Source organism: Citrobacter sp. Cb031, assembly GCF_030336725.1.
Classification (GTDB): Bacteria; Pseudomonadota; Gammaproteobacteria; order Enterobacterales; family Enterobacteriaceae; genus Citrobacter; species Citrobacter braakii.
Window position 1 is genome coordinate 133,350 of sequence record NZ_JAOWDA010000022.1, and the last position, 16,677, is coordinate 150,026.

Here is a 16,677-nt window from a genome sequence, read left to right on the forward strand (position 1 = left end):
AAAACGCAAACAGGAAGACGACATGACAACCGCCCAGCCCGATAAAACGGGTTTGCACATTCTGCTCAAACTGGCCGCTCTGGTGGTGATCCTCGCGGGTATTCATGCCGCGGCGGATATCATCGTACAGCTTCTGCTGGCCCTTTTTTTTGCCATTGTATTGAATCCGCTGGTCACCTGGTTTATTCGCCGGGGTGTACGTCGGCCAGTCGCGATAACGTTAGTCGTGGTGGTGATGCTGATCGTTCTTACGGCGTTAATCGGCGTTCTGGCGTCATCCATTACTGAATTCATGGCCATGCTGCCAAAATACAACAAGGAGCTGACGCGCAAGGTTCTGTATCTGCAAGAGATGGTACCTTTTCTGAATCTGCATATGTCCCCGGAGCGCATGCTGCAACGTATGGACTCCGACAAGCTGATGACCTTCACAACCACGCTGATGACAAGTCTTTCCGGTGCCATGGCCAGCGTCGTTCTGCTGGTGATGACGGTGGTCTTTATGTTGTTTGAGGTGCGTCATGTTCCCTATAAGCTGCGCTTTGCGCTGAACAACCCCCAAATCCATATTGCGGGGCTGCATCGGGCGCTGAAAGGTGTTTCTCACTATCTGGCGCTGAAAACGTTGCTCAGCTTATGGACCGGTGCCATCGTCTGGCTGGGGCTGGCGCTAATGGGGATTCAGTTTGCTCTGATGTGGGGTGTGCTGGCATTCCTGCTAAACTACGTGCCCAACATTGGCTCGGTCATTTCCGCCGTTCCACCCATGATCCAGGCGCTGCTGTTCAACGGCGTTTACGAATGCGTGCTGGTTGGGGCGCTGTTTCTGGTGGTGCATATGGTAATTGGCAACATCCTTGAGCCCCGCATGATGGGGCACCGGCTGGGATTATCGACGCTAATCGTCTTTCTCTCTCTGTTGGTGTGGGGATGGCTGCTTGGTCCGGTAGGTATGCTGCTCTCCGTGCCGTTAACCAGCGTGTGTAAAATCTGGATGGAAACCACCACAGGCGGTAGCAAACTGGCAATTTTGCTGGGACCCGGCAGGCCCAAAAGTCGGCTACCCTGAAAACTACCAACCGAGGTAGTTATTATATTTCCATATTGACGTTAAAATGACGTCAACACAGCTATATACAGTGGCTTATCTTAAATAAAGAGTGAAAAGGAATTCATTCTTTTATAAAGGAAATATATAATCCACATGCATTATTCTTTGCCAAAAAACATAAAAGTAATGAACACATCCAAAGCATTTAACTTAAACTATCCACTTAGATTTAAAGGTTATTTTATTTGATACGTTTTCTCTAAAAATCTATACTTCTCGCCGATGATGATGCTGAAAAGTTTCTGTTGAAGAAAGTGATAGAATATTATCATCCGGTCATCTCATTGCCTCGCTATCAACAGAGTGAAATAAAACGCTAATTTAGTTTAAATAAAATTGCAGGTGATAAAGGGTGCATCATGATTCCGGAGCTTATAAGTTAACATGTATAAACGGTACTTTGAGAGGGAGTTTTAATGAAACAGTATATTAAGTGGTTTGCAGCCATTGCCGTTGTCGGTGCACTGGCGGGTTGTGCACGTACTGCGCCGATTGATCAAGTTCACACCAGTGTGAGCGCGGGACATACTCAGGACCAGGTTAAAACCGCGATCCTGAAAGCCGGTATTCAACGCCAATGGGTCATGTCCGAAGCCGGACCAGGTATTATTAAAGCTCGCCAACAAACCCGCGATCATGTGGCTGAAGTCCGTATCACTTATACCGCCACCAGCTATGACATCAAATATGACAGCAGCCTCAACCTGCAGGCTTCTGGTGGAAAGATTCACAAAAACTACAACCGCTGGGTACGCAATCTGGATAAAGACATCCAGCTTAATCTGTCAGCCGGCGCCAATCTGTAATTACGCCTAAAGTCGGGCCGAAAAGGCCCGATACTCTTACTATCTGCCATTTAACAGGTTGTCCCCACATGTACGAACAGGATTCGCTTAGCGCACTGGATGCCATTACTGAAGCACAACGTATCGCCTTTGCCCCTATGCTATTTCAAACCGCGTTGTGTCTGCGAAATGCTGGAGTACTCACCTGGCTGGACAAGCAAGGTAAACGCGGCGCCACGCTCGACGAGATTACCGCAAACAGCACCATCAACGAATATGCCGCCAGCATCCTGTTGGATATGGGGTTAAGTGGGCGCATCATTACCCACAAAGAGGGATATTATTACCTCGCTAAAGTCGGTCATTTTCTTTTACATGACACGATGACGCGTGTGAATATGGACTTCACCCAGGATGTTTGTTATCAGGGGCTGTTCTATCTGGAAAATGCACTGAAAGAAGGAAAACCCGCAGGGTTAAAAACTTTTGGCGACTGGTCAACAATCTATCCTGCACTATCACAATTACCGCTGGCTGCGCGTGAAAGTTGGTTTGCTTTCGATCATTACTATTCAGATGGAGCATTTGATGCCGCATTGCCATATGTATTCGCCAGCGCCCCTGCAACCCTGTACGATGTCGGCGGAAATACCGGGAAATGGGCATTACGTTGTTGTCAGCATGATGACAATATTACTGTCACCCTATTAGATTTGCCGCAACAAATTGCACTTGCCCGCGAAAATATAGAAAATGCAGGATTATCTCATCGCATAAATTTCCATGCTGTGGATATGCTTAGCGACTCGCCTTTACCTGCCGGCGCTGATATCTGGTGGATGAGTCAATTTCTGGACTGTTTTTCTCCGGAACAAATTATCGCTATGCTGCGCAACGTTGCCCGGGTGATGAAACCGGGCGCGAAGCTGTTCATTATGGAACTGTTTTGGGATGCCCAAAAATTTGAAGCGGCCTCATTTAGCCTGAATGCGTCTTCGCTTTATTTTACCTGTATGGCGAATGGCAACAGCCGTTTCTACAGCGTAGAGAGGTTTTATCACTATCTGAATCTGGCAGGTTTTCAGGTAGATGAACGCCACGACAACTTAGGTGTTGGGCATACTTTATTGATATGTCAGAAGAAAAAATAAGAAACAATCGGAACAACCGATTTACCGCGGATACGCGTTGATGAAATTTGCTTTCAACATTATAGACTGGCAGGCCAGGGCGCCAGGGTTAAGCGAAACAGAACAGTGGCATGAATGGTCACGGCTTTCGCACGCCATCGATCCCACTGCGCCATTGGCTAAGCTCAACGAGTTACCGATGATGACGGCTCGCCGACTCAGTTCCGGCAGCAAACTGGCCGTCGATTGTGGGCTGGCGATGCTACGCCGCCATGATATCAATGCTGTTTTGTATACAAGCCGCCATGGTGAACTGGAGCGTAACTACAGGATCCTGCACGCCCTGGCGACTGGGCAGGCACTCTCACCAACCGATTTTGCCCTCTCTGTACATAACTCTGCTGTGGGTAACCTGACGATCGCTGCGAAAAAACCGATTGCCTCCTCCTCGCTTTCTGCTGGCAGGGATACGTTCCAGCAAGGGCTATGTGAAGTCATCGGGCTGTTGCAGGCGGGATATCAGCGCGTATTGATGGTCGATTTCGACGGTTTTCTGCCCGAGTTTTATCACCCACAGTTACCACCTGACATGCCAACATGGCCGTTTGCCGTCGCGCTGGTCATTGAATCCGGTGATAGCTGGCAATGTGAAACCCGTCCGCACTGCGGGCGGGGTGAGACAACGTTGCCGCAAAGCCTATTGTTTTTACAACATTACTTGCAAGATACCAAGGCGTTTACCCTGTCTGGCGAACGCGTACAATGGCAGTGGAGTCAGGGATGAACACGATGCTCCTGCGGCTTAACCGGGTATGGCGACTGGTGATGACCGGTCTTTGCTTTGCCCTGTTTGGCCTCGGCGGACTCCTTCTTTCTACGTTCTGGTTTAACGTCTTGCTGATCGCGATATGGGATAAAGCCCGACGTCGGCGTATCGCCAGACGCAGCATCGCCGCCAGTTTTCGCCTCTTTTTAACGGTGGCGAAACGGCTTGGTGTGTTGGACTACCAAATTGAAGGACGAGATATTTTACACAATGAACAAGGATGCCTGGTCGTCGCCAACCACCCGACGCTCATCGATTACGTGCTACTGGCATCGGTAATGCCCGAAACCGACTGTCTGGTGAAAAGTGCACTACTAAAAAATCCGTTCCTCAGCGGCGTGGTCCGGGCGGCAGATTATCTGATTAACAGCCAGGCTGACGCGCTATTGCCCGCGTGCCAGCAACGTCTGGAACAAGGCGATACTATTTTAATTTTCCCCGAGGGAACCCGTACACGCCCCGGAGAGGAAATGACGTTACAGCGTGGTGCGGCGAATATCGCCGTGCGCTGCAGCAGTGATTTACGCATAGTGACCATTAAATGCAGCGAACAAATGCTGAACAAAGAAAGCCAATGGTACGACGTCCCATCGGTAAAACCCATGTTTACCATTTCAGTACACGAGCGGGTTAAGATCGACCAATTTTACGACGCAAATTCACAAGAACCGGCGCTGGCCGCAAGGCAGTTGAACCGGCATCTTTTGCTTCAATTACAACCAGGTACTTTACCTCTTTCAGGAATTAATGATGCAAGCGCTTTATCTTGAAATCAAAAATCTCATTATAACGACATTGAATCTCGACGAACTAACAGCTGACGATATTGAAACCGAAGCGGCACTCTTTGGCGATGGCTTAGGCCTGGACTCAATCGATGCCCTGGAGCTGGGTCTGGCGGTGAAAAACGAGTATGGCGTGGTCCTCTCAGCGGAGAGCGAAGAAATGCGTCAGCACTTCTTCTCCGTCGCCACGCTGGCATCTTTCATTCACGCGCAACGTGCCTGAGGATAGTCCGTTATGACCGAACAAAAAGCCATTTACGAAGAAGTCTCCTCACTGCTGGTCAAGCTGTTTGAAGTTGACCCGCAAGATATTAAGCCTGAGGCGCGCCTGTACGAAGATCTGGAACTCGACAGCATCGACGCAGTCGACATGATCGTGCATCTTCAAAAGAAAACCGGTAAGAAAATCAAGCCGGAAGAGTTCAAAGCAGTACGCACCGTACAAGATGTCGTCGATGCGGTTGAACGCCTTCTCATAGAAGCGTAATTCACCGTGTCAGGCACTCGCTCCCTGCCAGTCGTACAACTGCTGACAGGTCTACTGTTGTTGGCCTGGCCGTTTTTGATCTGGTTTGGCCTGGCGCATAACAGTCTGCACTGGTTGCTGCCGTTAATGGCGCTACTCCTTTTTTTACGCTTTCGCCAGGTCCGGCGACAGGCGGGACCGTTGCGCGTCGTGACACAGGTAGTGGTGATCGCGGGTATCACCTTATGCATTGCCAGTTATCTGCTCAAAACGCACCAGCTGCTGCTGTTTTATCCCGTAGTGGTAAACGCCGTCATGCTGTCGGTTTTTGGTGGTTCTCTGTGGTCAGCGATGCCCATCGTTGAACGTCTGGCGCGGCTGCGCGAACCAAATCTGCCCGAAGCAGGCGTGCGCTACACGTACCTTGTGACACTAATCTGGTGCGCCTTTTTCATCATCAATGGCAGCGTTGCGCTCTTTACTGCATTGAATGGCGATATGACCCTGTGGACGACCTGGAACGGTATGGTTTCCTATCTGCTGATGGGAACATTGATGGTAGGCGAGTGGTTAGTTCGCCAACTGGTGATAAAGCGAGATACCCAATGAAGCAGCCCCTCACACTTGCTCAATGGCTCTGTGCCCCACGACCGGACGACATTCCTGTTGCGTGGCAAGAAGATCATACGTGGACGCTTGGCCATCTGCGCCATGATGTGGCCCAGTTGATAACGCAACTGCAGCAGCAGGAAGGTGAACGCTGGGCATTATGCTTCGAGAACAGCTATTTATTCATCGTCGCGTTGCTGGCAACGCTCCATGCTGGCAAAACACCGGTGATCCCGGGACATTGTCGCGTTTCGTTGTTAAACGAGCAGCACTTGCTGTTTGATGGCGTACTGAGCGATAAAGCGCTGGACTGGCAGGGAACGCTGCGAGTGGTCAGCTCTGCCATGACATCTGTGGCCCACGACATCACATTCCCGATAATACGCAGTGACGCCTTTGTGGAGCTATTCACTTCCGGTTCGACCGGCCAGCCGAAACGCGTAATCAAACCGATTGCTCGTCTGGATAGCGAAGCAGCATTGCTCGCTACGCGTTTTGCTGATCGTCTGGCTGGTTGCCGGGTCGTCGCGTCAGTGGTACCGCAACACCTGTATGGTCTGACGTTTCGTATCTTCTTGCCGATGGCTTTAGGCCTCCCGCTGCATGCGGCGATGCTTTGGTATGCCGAACAACTGGCGGCACTGAGCCCTGATCATCGGTATGCGTTTATCAGCAGTCCGGCGTTTCTGAAACGCCTCGACCACCACCTGACACCGCCGCCAATCGAGTTGATTCTTTCCGCGGGCGGCATGCTGTCATGGCAGGACGTCAAGCAGGCTGCTGACTGGCTGAATGTCTGGCCCGATGAGATCTACGGCAGCACTGAAACCGGAATCCTCGCGTGGCGCTATCGCCATCAGGATGATGTGACATGGCTGCCTTTTCCCGGAGTCAGATTCCAGTCAGAAGACGACGCGTTTCGTGTGTTTTCACCACTAATTGCAGCTGATGATGGCCTGTTACTCGATGATATTCTTCAGTTTATCGAAAACGGACAGTTCCGCCTGATGGGCAGACGCGGGCGGGTGGTCAAGATTGAAGAGAAACGCATTTCACTCAGCGAAGTGGAGCAACGTTTACTGGCACTGGACGGTATCCGTGAAGTCGCAGCATTGCCCGTCTCACGCGGAGGACGTCAGGGCGTTGGTGTCCTGCTGGTACTGGATGACGAAGCCCGGCAACGCTGGCTTGAGTGCGGTGGTAAACCGCAAGAACTGACCTGGCGACGTTCGCTGCTGCCCTGGCTGGAGCCGGTCGCTGTTCCCCGCTACTGGCGGGTGATTGATGAGATTCCGGTCAACAGTATGAACAAGCGTGTCTATGCGCAATTACAGGAGTTATTTCATGAAACCCCATGAAATCGAGCGCCAGCAGGCACTGCCTCATCAGGCTGAGATTGTTTTACAACTCGACCCTTCTCTGTTTTGGTTCAGCGGGCATTTTAGCGTGCAGCCACTGCTGCCGGGCGTTGCACAGCTAAACTGGGCGATGGATTACGCCACCACGCTGCTGGTCCCTGGCTGGCGTTTTCACAGTATTCAAAACGTGAAGTTCCAGTCACCACTATTGCCAGAGGCCACCGTCACCCTGAGTCTGAGCTGGCAGGAAGCGCGTCAGATGCTCACTTTTAGCTACCAGCGCCACGACGGTGACGTGCGCCATACCGCCAGCAGCGGGAAGATTCGGTTATGCCGTTGACCTTTTCCCCATGCGTGTTGATCCCCTGCTACAACCACGGCGCGATGATGTCGGACGTGTTGGATCGTCTTCGGCCGTTCAATCTCCCCTGCATTGTGGTGGACGATGGCAGCGACGAGACTACACGAGATGAACTGGCACGCCTGGCGGCAGAATACAGCAATTTGACGTTAATTCGCCTGCCCATCAACGCAGGCAAAGGCGCGGCGGTTATTCGCGGAATGCAGACGGCAGCAGATGCCGGGTTCAGTCATGCAGTGCAGGTCGATGCCGACGGGCAACATGCCATTGAAGATATTCCCAGGCTGCTTGCATTGGCAAAAGAACATCCGACAGCACTGATTTCCGGACAACCGATTTACGATGATTCGGTTCCTCGCTCGCGCCTGTACGGTCGTTGGGTAACCCATATCTGGGTGTGGATAGAAACGCTCTCGTTGCAGCTCAAAGACAGTATGTGCGGCTTCCGGGTGTATCCGGTGGCCCCCGCGCTGCAACTGGCACAGCGCGTAACGCTTGGCAAACGGATGGATTTTGATACTGAAGTGATGGTGCGCCTCTACTGGCAAGGCAACACCAGCTATTTTATCCCCACGCGAGTCACCTATCCGCAGGACGGGCTATCCCATTTCGACGCGCTTAAAGACAATCTGCACATTTCATTGATGCACACTCGCCTGTTCTTTGGCATGTTGCCGCGCATCCCCTCCCTGCTGTGTCGTCGTTCATCGACACACTGGGCGCAGCAGCAGGAAGTCAAAGGGTTGTGGGGAATGCGTCTGATGCTGCTGGTCTGGCGTGTACTGGGCCGCAAAGCCTTCTCCCTGCTGCTGTATCCGGTCGTCGGCGTATACTGGCTCAGCGCTTCAACTGCCCGAAAATCCTCTCAACGCTGGATTAGCCGCGTAAGAGCGCAACTGATCACACGCCGGATGCCAGTACCGCCAAACCTGACCAGTTATCAGCATTTCCTGCGTTTTGGAGGCGCGATGCTGGATAAGATTGCCAGTTGGCGCGGTGAACTGCACTTCGGTCGCGATGTGATTTTTGCACCAGGCGCAGAAAAAACGCTAAATGTCAGCGATCCTCGGGGAAAACTGCTGCTGGCTTCACATCTTGGCGATGTCGAAGCCTGTCGGGCACTGGCCCAGCTACAGGGCAGTAAAACAATCAATGCGCTGGTATTTAGCGATAACGCCCAACGCTTTAAACAGATCATGCAAGAGATGGCGCCGCAGGCTGGATTAAATCTGCTCCCGGTGAACAGTATTGGTCCAGATACTGCCATTCTGCTCAAAGAGAAACTGGAGCGCGGTGAATGGGTAGCCATCGTAGGCGATCGCATCGCAGTCAATCCCCAACGCGGCGGCGAGTGGCGTGTGTGCTGGAGCCGCTTTATGGGGCAAAACGCGCCATTCCCTCAGGGCCCGTTTATTCTTGCGTCTATTTTACGCTGCCCTGTAGATCTGATTTTTGCCCTGCGCCAGCAGGAGAAACTCCACATCTACTGCGAACCGTTTGCCGACCCGCTGCTCTTACCGCGCGCCACACGACAACAGGCATTACAGAATACTGTCGATCGCTACGCCGAACGCCTTGAGCACTATGCGCTTCAGTCGCCCCTCGACTGGTTTAACTTTTTCGATTTCTGGCAACTGCCGGACACCAATGACAAGGAGTAAAGGGTGCTTAACGATCCCCGTTTTACGGCTGAAGTCGAGCTAACTATTCCGTTTCACGACGTCGATATGATGGGCGTAGCGTGGCATGGTAACTACTTCCGTTACTTCGAGATTGCCCGTGAGGCACTGCTGAACCAATTCGATTATGGCTATCGGCAGATGAAAGAATCTGGCTATCTGTGGCCCGTGGTCGACACTCGGGTGAAGTATCGCAATGCGCTGACTTTCGAGCAGCGTATCCGTGTACGCGCCCAAATTAAAGAGTACGAAAATCGCCTGCGAATCGGCTACGAAATTTTTGATGCCGAAACAGGTAAACGTGCTACAACAGGCTACACCATCCAGGTCGCCGTCGACGAAAAAAGCCGTGAACTGTGCTTTGTCAGCCCGGATATTCTGTTTGAACGGATGGGAGTGACACCATGAAATTATGGCCATTGCTCGTGCTGCTCGTCAGCCCTTTCGTCAGTGCCCTGACGCTCGACTCCCTACAACAACGTTTTACCGAGCAACCGGTGGTTCGCGCCCACTTCGATCAAACCCGGACGATAAAGGATCTACCACAACCGCTGCGATCTCAGGGCAAGATGTTGATCGCCCGCGACAAGGGGTTGCTGTGGGATCAAACGTCCCCGTTCCCGATGCAGCTGCTGCTGGATGACAAACGGATGGTTCAGGCAATTAACGGTCAACCACCGCAGACCGTTACCGCTGAGAATAACCCGCAAATGTTCCAGTTTAATCATCTGCTGCGGGCGTTATTCCAGGCGGATCGTAAAGTGCTGGAACAAAACTTCCGCGTGGAGTTCGCAGACTTAGGAGAAGGTCGCTGGACGCTACGCCTGACGCCAATCACCACACCGCTGGATAAGATTTTTGCGACGATTGATTTAGCAGGAAAGACCTACCTGGAGAGCATTCAGCTCAATGATAAACAGGGCGATCGCACCGATATCGCGCTTTCCCAACACCAACTAACGCCAGCGCAACTGACCGATGACGAACGCCAACGCTTTGCCGCCCAGTAAACGTCCCGCGTTGTTATGGGGAGTCATCAGCCTGCTTCTGCTGGGCATCTTTCTGACGCTGCTACCTCAGGCCCGCCTTAACAGCAGCGTGCTGGCCATGTTGCCAAAGCAGACGCTGGGCGCTATACCTCCGGGTCTGAACGAGGGATTTATGCAGCGCCTTGACCGTCAGGTGGTCTGGCTGGTGAGTCCCGGTAAGCAACCGGACCCAGCGATAGCCCGGGACTGGCTGGCTTTACTGCAAAAATCGCACGCGCTAGCCCAGGTAAAAGGTCCAATGGATGCCGACAGCCAGCAGGCCTGGGGGGCATTCTTCTGGCAACATCGTAACGGCCTGATAGATAACGAGACCCGCGCCCGGCTGCAAAACGGCGGCGAAGCGCAGGGCCAGTGGATCCTGTCCCAACTTTACTCCGCATTCTCCGGCGTCAGTGGCAAAGAGCTACAAAACGATCCCTTCATGCTGATGCGTGGCTCGCAGCTGGCCATGGCCAAAACTGGGCAGCGTCTGCGCCTGATGGACGGCTGGCTGGTCACCCAGGATGAGCAAGGCAACTATTGGTATCTGTTACATGGCGAACTGACCGGTTCATCGTTTGATATGCAACAGACGCACCAATTGGTCACCACGTTGAATACGCTGGAAGGTGAGCTCAAAGCCCACTATCCACAGGCTCAACTGCTGTCTCGCGGGACGCTGTTCTATAGCGATTACGCCAGCCAGCAGGCGAAAAAAGATATCTCTACTCTCGGCATAGCCACTGTGCTCGGGGTGATCCTGCTCATCGTGGCTGTATTTCGTTCGCTGCGTCCGCTGCTGCTGTGCCTGATTTCGATTGGCATTGGTGCGCTGGCGGGGACCGTCGTCACGCTGCTGATTTTTGGCGAGCTCCATCTGATGACGCTGGTGATGAGCATGAGCATCATCGGTATTTCCGCCGACTATACGCTCTACTATTTGACCGAACGAATGGTGCACGGTGCGGAAACATCGCCATGGCAAAGCCTTGCCAAAGTGCGCAATGCCCTGCTCCTGGCGCTATTCACCACCGTAGCGGCTTATCTGATTATGATGCTGGCCCCCTTCCCCGGTATTCGCCAGATGGCGGTATTCGCGGCGGTAGGTCTGAGCGCCTCCTGCCTGACGGTCATTTTCTGGCACCCGTGGTTGTGTCGTCGGTTGCCGGTACGCCCGGTGCCGGCAATGGTACTCATGCTACGCTGGCTTGCTGCATGGCGACGCAATAAAAAACTCTCCGTTGGCCTGCCGCTGGCACTGGCGTTGTTCTCGCTGGCAGGAATAGCGACGCTGCGCGTAGATGATGATATCTCCCAGTTACAGGCGTTGCCGCAGGAAATTCTCGCTCAGGAAAAAGCGATTACCGCCCTGACCGGGCAAAGCGTCGACCAGAAGTGGTTTGTGGTGTACGGCAAATCCGCTCAGCAAACGCTGGAGCGGCTGGAAACCTTTACCCCCGCGCTGGAACAGGCAAAAAAAGACGGATTACTCAGCGGATATCGCACTATTCCGCTCAATTCACTCGCCCGGCAACACCAGGATCTCTCTCTGCTAAAAGATGCTTCTCCCGCCATCACGAAAGCCCTAAACAACGCCGGGCTGGCAACGGTGAACCCCGATCTTAGCGCCATGCCTGTAACCGTCGATGCCTGGCTTGCCAGCCCAGCCAGTGAAGGCTGGCGCTTGCTATGGCTGTCTCTGGCTGATGGCGAAAGCAGCGTATTGGTTCCCGTTGAAGGGGTGAAACAAAGTGATGCTTTAAATACGCTCAGCGTGAAATATTCCGGCGTGGCGTGGGTGGATCGCAAGAGCAGCTTTGACAACCTGTTTGCCCTTTATCGCCATATTCTGACCGGCCTGCTGTGCATTGCGCTGGCGGTGATTGCCTGTGGCGCCATCATTCGGCTTGGCTGGCGTAAGGGCTTAATTAGCCTGGTGCCCTCAGTGCTGTCTTTAGGTTGTGGTCTGGCAGTACTGGCCCTGAGCGGTCATGCGCTCAACTTGTTCTCGCTGCTGGCACTGGTGCTGGTACTGGGAATTGGAATTAACTACACGCTGTTTTTCAGTAATCCACGCGGTACGCCACTGACGTCGCTGCTGGCTATCACGCTGGCGATGATGACCACGCTCCTGACGCTCGGCATGCTGGTCTTTAGTGCCACTCAGGCAATCAGCAGTTTTGGCATTGTGCTAGTAAGCGGTATTTTCACCGCATTTTTGCTGTCACCGCTGGCGATGCCAACGAAAAGAGAGAAGAAAAAACGATGAGTAAACCGATATTTCGTTGGTTGAGTGGGCTTTTGCAGAATGGCGGCATTGCCTTATCCGATCTACGTCAGCACACCATTTGTAGACCGGATAAGCGCAGCGCCATCCGACGGGGCCTGCTCGTCGCCACGTTGCTGCTGGCAGGTTGCAGCCACTCACAGCCGGAACAGAAAGGCCGCCCGCAAGCCTGGTTAGAGCCGGGTATTCGTGTAACGCTACCTGCTCCGGGGATTTCTCCCGCGGTGAATTCGCAACAACTACTAACCGGTAGTTTTAACGGCAAAACTCAGTCACTGTTGGTCATGCTCAATGCTGATGACAAGAAAATCACACTTGCCGGGCTGTCATCAGTCGGCATTCGCCTGTTCCTCGTGACTTACGATGAAAAAGGACTGCACACCGAGCAATCGATCATCGTTCCACAATTGCCGCCAGCCAGCCAGGTGCTGGCTGACGTGATGCTTAGCCATTGGCCGATTAGCACCTGGCAACCGCAATTACCCACAGGCTGGACGCTCGTCGATACGGGTGATAAGCGTGAGCTGCGCAATGCACGCGGCAAAGTGGTCACGGAAATCACGTATCTGAATCGAAGAGGAAAACGCGAACCGATCAGCATTGAGCACTACGTTTTTAAATACCACATCACCATTCAATATCTGGGTGACTGAGATGATCTACATTTCTGCCGTTGGCATGATTAACGCGTTGGGCAATAACACTGATGAAATCGCAGCCAACCTCACTCGTGGCATAGCGCCGGGAATGCGCCCGCGCACGGGCTGGCTGCAAGGACACCCATCCGCCGTGTTAGCAGGCGTTGACGGTGAGCTACCCGCTATTCCTCAGCACTTTAGCGCTCATCGTTCGCGCAACAACCAGCTATTGCTGGCAGCACTGATGCAAATCCAGCCGCAGGTGGACGATGCTATCGCCCGATTTGGTCGCGATCGTATTGCTGTTGTTCTCGGCACCAGCACCTCCGGCCTGGATGAGGGTGACGTTCACGTTGATTTGATGCTCAACGGCAAAGAGAGCACTGACTGGCGCTATCCGCAACAGGAACTGGGCGATCCGTCGCGTTTTCTTAGCCACTGGCTGGCGCTGGATGGCCCGGCCTTTACGCTCTCAACCGCCTGCTCGTCCAGTGCAAGGGCTATCATGAGCGGACGTCGTTTGATCGAATCTGGTCTGGTCGATATCGCCATTGTCGGCGGTGCGGATACGCTAAGCCGAATGCCAATCAACGGATTCCACAGTCTGGAATCACTCTCCCCAACGCTGTGTCAACCGTTTGGCCGCGACCGTTGTGGGATCACCATTGGCGAAGGCGCCGCCTTGATGGTATTAACCCGCGAGCCACAGCCTATCGCGCTCCTTGGCGTCGGCGAATCCAGCGACGCGTACCATATTTCGGCTCCCCATCCACAGGGGGAAGGTGCCATTCGCGCCATCGGCCAGGCGCTTAACGACGCAGGAATGACGCCGGAACATGTGGGCTATATCAATCTGCACGGTACCGCCACACAGCTAAACGATCAGATTGAGTCCAACGTCGTGAGCGCGCTATTTGGCGAAACGGTCCCGTGCAGTTCAACCAAACACCTGACCGGGCACACACTGGGCGCCGCGGGGATCACCGAAGCAGCTATCGGTGTGTTGATTCTGCAACGCGACCTGCCGCTACCACCGCAGGATTTTAGCCAGTCACCACGCGATGAAACATTGCCAGCCTGCGGCATCATTGAACAGCCGCAGTCGCTGACTCGCCCGGTTATCTTGTCAAATTCGTTTGCCTTCGGCGGTAATAATGCCAGCATCCTGCTCGGGAGAATCTCATGAGCCACTATTTATCACCGGGCGACTATTTGCCGCATGATGCGCCAATGCTGCTCCTTGAAGAGGTCGTCAGTGTGGCGGACGAAACCGCCATCTGCCACGTGACGGTATCAGCAAACAGCGTACTGGCCCCTTTCCTCGACCCCGATGGCAATCTACCTGGCTGGTTCGCACTGGAACTGATGGCGCAGACCATTGGCGTCTGGTCTGGCTGGCACCGCCAGCAACAAGGTCAGGCGAGTATTACGTTAGGCATGGTGCTGGGCGCACGTGAGTTAGTCTGTGCCACAGATGTTCTGCCTGCCGGGAAGAAGCTGAGCATCCATGTCAAATTGCTGATGCAGGATGCACGATTCGGTAGCTTTGAATGTGCCATCCAGGCAGACAACGAGACGTTGGCGACCGGTCGCGTCAACACCTTCCAGCCGACATCAGAAGAAATTAACACGCTATTTCAACAAGGAGCGTCCACATGAGCCGTTCAGTTTTAGTTACGGGTGCCAGCAAAGGTATCGGTCGCGCCATCGCCAGACAACTGGCCGCGGACGGTTTTGTGGTCGGCGTACACTATCATCGCGATGTGCAAGGAGCACAAGAAACGCTGGATGCTATCCTCGCCGCTGGCGGCGCAGGGCGCCTGTTGACATTTGATGTTGCCAATCGCGAGCAGTGCCGCGAAATACTGTCGCAAGATATTGAGGCAAACGGCGCATGGTACGGCATTGTTAGCAACGCTGGGGTCACTCGTGATGCCGCTTTCCCTGCGCTCAGTGATAACGACTGGGATGCGGTGATCCATACCAACCTCGACAGCTTTTACAACGTCATTCATCCGTGCATTATGCCGATGATCAGCGCACGCAAGGGGGGCCGTATCATCACACTGTCTTCGGTTTCGGGCGTGATGGGCAACCGCGGTCAGGTCAATTACAGTGCGGCAAAAGCCGGAATTATTGGTGCCACTAAAGCGCTGGCCATCGAACTGGCAAAACGCAAAATTACCGTAAACTGCATTGCACCGGGACTCATTGATACCGGGATGATCGAGATGGAAGAAGCCGCATTGAAAGAGGCGATGTCGATGATCCCCATGAAACGGATAGGTCAGGCTGAAGAAGTGGCCGGGCTTGCCAGTTATTTAATGTCGGATGTGGCGGGCTATGTAACTCGCCAGGTGATTTCCATCAATGGAGGGATGTTATGACACGTCGTGTCGTGATTACAGGCATGGGCGGCGTCACCGCCTTTGGGGAAAACTGGCAGGCTGTCTCCGCCAGGTTATTGGCATATGAAAATGCGGTACGCAAAATGCCGGAGTGGCAGGTTTATGACGGACTGCACACACTGCTGGGTGCGCCGATCGACGACTTCACTCTACCGGAACACTATACCCGCAAGCGAATTCGCGCCATGGGTCGCGTATCGCTGATGTCCACCCGCGCAACAGAGCTGGCGCTTGAGCAGGCCGGGCTGATTGGCGATCGGGTACTGACTAACGGTGAAACCGGGATCGCTTATGGTTCATCAACCGGTAGTACCGGTCCAGTGAGCGAGTTCGCGACCATGCTGACCGAGAAGCATACTAATAACATCACCGGCACGACCTACGTGCAAATGATGCCGCACACCACTGCCGTTAACACTGGATTATTTTTTGGTCTGCGGGGGCGAGTCATTCCGACATCCAGCGCCTGCACATCCGGTAGCCAGGCAATTGGTTACGCATGGGAAGCCATTCGGCACGGTTATCAAACCGTGATGGTCGCCGGCGGTGCAGAAGAACTGTGTCCTTCCGAAGCCGCCGTGTTTGATACACTGTTCGCTACCAGCCAGCGCAACGACGAGCCGAAAACCACCCCCTCCCCGTTCGATGAAAATCGCGATGGTCTGGTCATCGGAGAAGGCGCAGGCACGCTGGTGCTGGAAGAGCTGGAACACGCTAAAGCGCGCGGAGCAACGATTTATGGTGAAATCGTTAGCTTTGCCACTAACTGCGATGCTGCCCATATCACCCAGCCACAGCGCGAAACAATGCAGATTTGCATGGAAAAATCGCTGAATATGGCCGGTATTAGCGCCCGTGATATCGGATATATTTCAGCGCACGGTACCGCAACCGATCGCGGTGATATTGCAGAAAGTCAGGCAACCGCTGCAATTTATGGTGATAATGTGCCGCTATCCTCGCTTAAAAGCTATTTTGGACATACCCTTGGCGCTTGTGGCGCACTAGAGGCCTGGATGAGTCTGCAAATGATGCGAGAAGGCTGGTTTGCGCCTACGCTAAATTTGAGTCAGCCAGATGCTAATTGTGGAGCGCTGGATTACATTATGGGTAAAGCCCGCAAGATTGATTGCGAATTTTTGCAGAGCAATAACTTTGCGTTTGGCGGCATAAATACTTCTATCATCATTAAACGTTGGCCCTGAT

Annotated in this window: 19 protein-coding genes; all 19 read left to right on the forward strand. The window is 53.4% G+C overall.

Annotation, left to right across the window (positions count from 1 at the left end):
• Positions 1–22: 22 nt before the first annotated feature.
• The 19 genes from OGV93_RS08040 to OGV93_RS08130 all read left to right on the forward strand — a co-directional run bounded on the left by OGV93_RS08040 (position 23) and on the right by OGV93_RS08130 (position 16,676).
• A complete protein-coding gene (locus OGV93_RS08040; protein WP_016154849.1) occupies positions 23–1,069 on the forward strand; it encodes an AI-2E family transporter in 1,047 nt (348 codons plus the stop codon).
• Between the two features lie 470 nt (positions 1,070–1,539).
• Entirely contained in the window at positions 1,540–1,917 is a 378-nt protein-coding gene (locus OGV93_RS08045; RefSeq protein WP_029139728.1) for a hypothetical protein, read from the forward strand.
• Positions 1,918–1,985: 68 nt separating this feature from the next.
• Positions 1,986–3,047, forward strand: coding sequence for a class I SAM-dependent methyltransferase (locus tag OGV93_RS08050; protein ID WP_103928718.1), 1,062 nt, complete (start codon positions 1,986–1,988; stop codon positions 3,045–3,047).
• Positions 3,048–3,087: 40 nt separating this feature from the next.
• Entirely contained in the window at positions 3,088–3,810 is a 723-nt protein-coding gene (locus OGV93_RS08055; protein WP_019078117.1) for a beta-ketoacyl synthase chain length factor, read from the forward strand.
• A complete protein-coding gene (locus tag OGV93_RS08060; RefSeq protein ID WP_137380151.1) occupies positions 3,807–4,622 on the forward strand; it encodes a lysophospholipid acyltransferase family protein in 816 nt (271 codons plus the stop codon). Before OGV93_RS08055 ends, OGV93_RS08060 begins: the two co-directional genes overlap by 4 nt.
• Positions 4,603–4,860 (forward strand): phosphopantetheine-binding protein, encoded by a 258-nt coding sequence (locus tag OGV93_RS08065; RefSeq protein WP_016154854.1) that lies wholly within the window; start codon positions 4,603–4,605, stop codon positions 4,858–4,860. Before OGV93_RS08060 ends, OGV93_RS08065 begins: the two co-directional genes overlap by 20 nt.
• Positions 4,861–4,872: 12 nt before the next feature.
• Positions 4,873–5,124, forward strand: coding sequence for an acyl carrier protein (locus tag OGV93_RS08070; RefSeq protein WP_016154855.1), 252 nt, complete (start codon positions 4,873–4,875; stop codon positions 5,122–5,124).
• A gap of 6 nt (positions 5,125–5,130) precedes the next feature.
• Positions 5,131–5,712 (forward strand): COG4648 family protein, encoded by a 582-nt coding sequence (locus OGV93_RS08075; protein WP_016154856.1) that lies wholly within the window; start codon positions 5,131–5,133, stop codon positions 5,710–5,712.
• Complete coding sequence (locus OGV93_RS08080; RefSeq protein ID WP_016154857.1) at positions 5,709–7,070, forward strand: AMP-binding protein; 1,362 nt, start codon at positions 5,709–5,711, stop codon at positions 7,068–7,070. Before OGV93_RS08075 ends, OGV93_RS08080 begins: the two co-directional genes overlap by 4 nt.
• Positions 7,057–7,410, forward strand: coding sequence for an ApeI family dehydratase (locus OGV93_RS08085; protein WP_046274506.1), 354 nt, complete (start codon positions 7,057–7,059; stop codon positions 7,408–7,410). Before OGV93_RS08080 ends, OGV93_RS08085 begins: the two co-directional genes overlap by 14 nt.
• Positions 7,401–9,092 carry a glycosyltransferase family 2 protein gene (locus tag OGV93_RS08090; RefSeq protein WP_287109496.1) on the forward strand — a complete coding sequence of 564 codons (1,692 nt, stop codon included), beginning with the start codon at positions 7,401–7,403 and terminating at the stop codon, positions 9,090–9,092. The genes OGV93_RS08085 and OGV93_RS08090 overlap by 10 nt, the downstream gene beginning before the upstream one ends.
• A 3-nt stretch (positions 9,093–9,095) precedes the next feature.
• Positions 9,096–9,518, forward strand: coding sequence for an acyl-CoA thioesterase (locus OGV93_RS08095; RefSeq protein ID WP_003827529.1), 423 nt, complete (start codon positions 9,096–9,098; stop codon positions 9,516–9,518).
• Positions 9,515–10,120, forward strand: coding sequence for a LolA family protein (locus OGV93_RS08100; RefSeq protein ID WP_019078114.1), 606 nt, complete (start codon positions 9,515–9,517; stop codon positions 10,118–10,120). The genes OGV93_RS08095 and OGV93_RS08100 overlap by 4 nt, the downstream gene beginning before the upstream one ends.
• Positions 10,089–12,407 (forward strand): MMPL family transporter, encoded by a 2,319-nt coding sequence (locus OGV93_RS08105; protein ID WP_287109497.1) that lies wholly within the window; start codon positions 10,089–10,091, stop codon positions 12,405–12,407. The genes OGV93_RS08100 and OGV93_RS08105 overlap by 32 nt, the downstream gene beginning before the upstream one ends.
• Positions 12,404–13,078: a DUF3261 domain-containing protein gene (locus tag OGV93_RS08110; RefSeq protein WP_252363163.1), complete on the forward strand. Its 675-nt coding sequence runs from the start codon at positions 12,404–12,406 to the stop codon at positions 13,076–13,078. The genes OGV93_RS08105 and OGV93_RS08110 overlap by 4 nt, the downstream gene beginning before the upstream one ends.
• A gap of 1 nt (position 13,079) precedes the next feature.
• Entirely contained in the window at positions 13,080–14,249 is a 1,170-nt protein-coding gene (locus OGV93_RS08115) for a beta-ketoacyl-[acyl-carrier-protein] synthase family protein (protein WP_287109498.1), read from the forward strand.
• The gene (locus tag OGV93_RS08120; RefSeq protein WP_287109499.1) at positions 14,246–14,722 is read left to right on the forward strand and encodes a hotdog family protein; all 477 of its coding nucleotides are present in this window, start codon (positions 14,246–14,248) and stop codon (positions 14,720–14,722) included. Before OGV93_RS08115 ends, OGV93_RS08120 begins: the two co-directional genes overlap by 4 nt.
• A complete protein-coding gene (locus tag OGV93_RS08125) occupies positions 14,719–15,450 on the forward strand; it encodes a 3-ketoacyl-ACP reductase FabG2 (RefSeq protein WP_016157679.1) in 732 nt (243 codons plus the stop codon). Before OGV93_RS08120 ends, OGV93_RS08125 begins: the two co-directional genes overlap by 4 nt.
• On the forward strand, positions 15,447–16,676 hold the full coding sequence (locus OGV93_RS08130) for a beta-ketoacyl-ACP synthase (protein ID WP_047415909.1): 1,230 nt from the start codon (positions 15,447–15,449) through the stop codon (positions 16,674–16,676). The genes OGV93_RS08125 and OGV93_RS08130 overlap by 4 nt, the downstream gene beginning before the upstream one ends.
• Position 16,677: the final 1 nt, after the last annotated feature.

Bases quoted from the DNA above. Each gene is read 5' to 3' on its own strand.
- OGV93_RS08040 (WP_016154849.1), top strand. From the start codon at position 23: ATGACAACCGCCCAGCCCGATAAAACGGGTTTGCACATTCTGCTCAAA.
- OGV93_RS08050 (WP_103928718.1), top strand. From the start codon at position 1,986: ATGTACGAACAGGATTCGCTTAGCGCACTGGATGCCATTACTGAAGCA.
- OGV93_RS08055 (WP_019078117.1), top strand. From the start codon at position 3,088: ATGAAATTTGCTTTCAACATTATAGACTGGCAGGCCAGGGCGCCAGGG.
- OGV93_RS08060 (WP_137380151.1), top strand. From the start codon at position 3,807: ATGAACACGATGCTCCTGCGGCTTAACCGGGTATGGCGACTGGTGATG.
- OGV93_RS08065 (WP_016154854.1), top strand. From the start codon at position 4,603: ATGCAAGCGCTTTATCTTGAAATCAAAAATCTCATTATAACGACATTG.
- OGV93_RS08070 (WP_016154855.1), top strand. From the start codon at position 4,873: ATGACCGAACAAAAAGCCATTTACGAAGAAGTCTCCTCACTGCTGGTC.
- OGV93_RS08080 (WP_016154857.1), top strand. From the start codon at position 5,709: ATGAAGCAGCCCCTCACACTTGCTCAATGGCTCTGTGCCCCACGACCG.
- OGV93_RS08085 (WP_046274506.1), top strand. From the start codon at position 7,057: ATGAAACCCCATGAAATCGAGCGCCAGCAGGCACTGCCTCATCAGGCT.
- OGV93_RS08090 (WP_287109496.1), top strand. From the start codon at position 7,401: ATGCCGTTGACCTTTTCCCCATGCGTGTTGATCCCCTGCTACAACCAC.
- OGV93_RS08100 (WP_019078114.1), top strand. From the start codon at position 9,515: ATGAAATTATGGCCATTGCTCGTGCTGCTCGTCAGCCCTTTCGTCAGT.
- OGV93_RS08105 (WP_287109497.1), top strand. From the start codon at position 10,089: ATGACGAACGCCAACGCTTTGCCGCCCAGTAAACGTCCCGCGTTGTTA.
- OGV93_RS08110 (WP_252363163.1), top strand. From the start codon at position 12,404: ATGAGTAAACCGATATTTCGTTGGTTGAGTGGGCTTTTGCAGAATGGC.
- OGV93_RS08115 (WP_287109498.1), top strand. From the start codon at position 13,080: ATGATCTACATTTCTGCCGTTGGCATGATTAACGCGTTGGGCAATAAC.
- OGV93_RS08120 (WP_287109499.1), top strand. From the start codon at position 14,246: ATGAGCCACTATTTATCACCGGGCGACTATTTGCCGCATGATGCGCCA.
- OGV93_RS08125 (WP_016157679.1), top strand. From the start codon at position 14,719: ATGAGCCGTTCAGTTTTAGTTACGGGTGCCAGCAAAGGTATCGGTCGC.
- OGV93_RS08130 (WP_047415909.1), top strand. From the start codon at position 15,447: ATGACACGTCGTGTCGTGATTACAGGCATGGGCGGCGTCACCGCCTTT.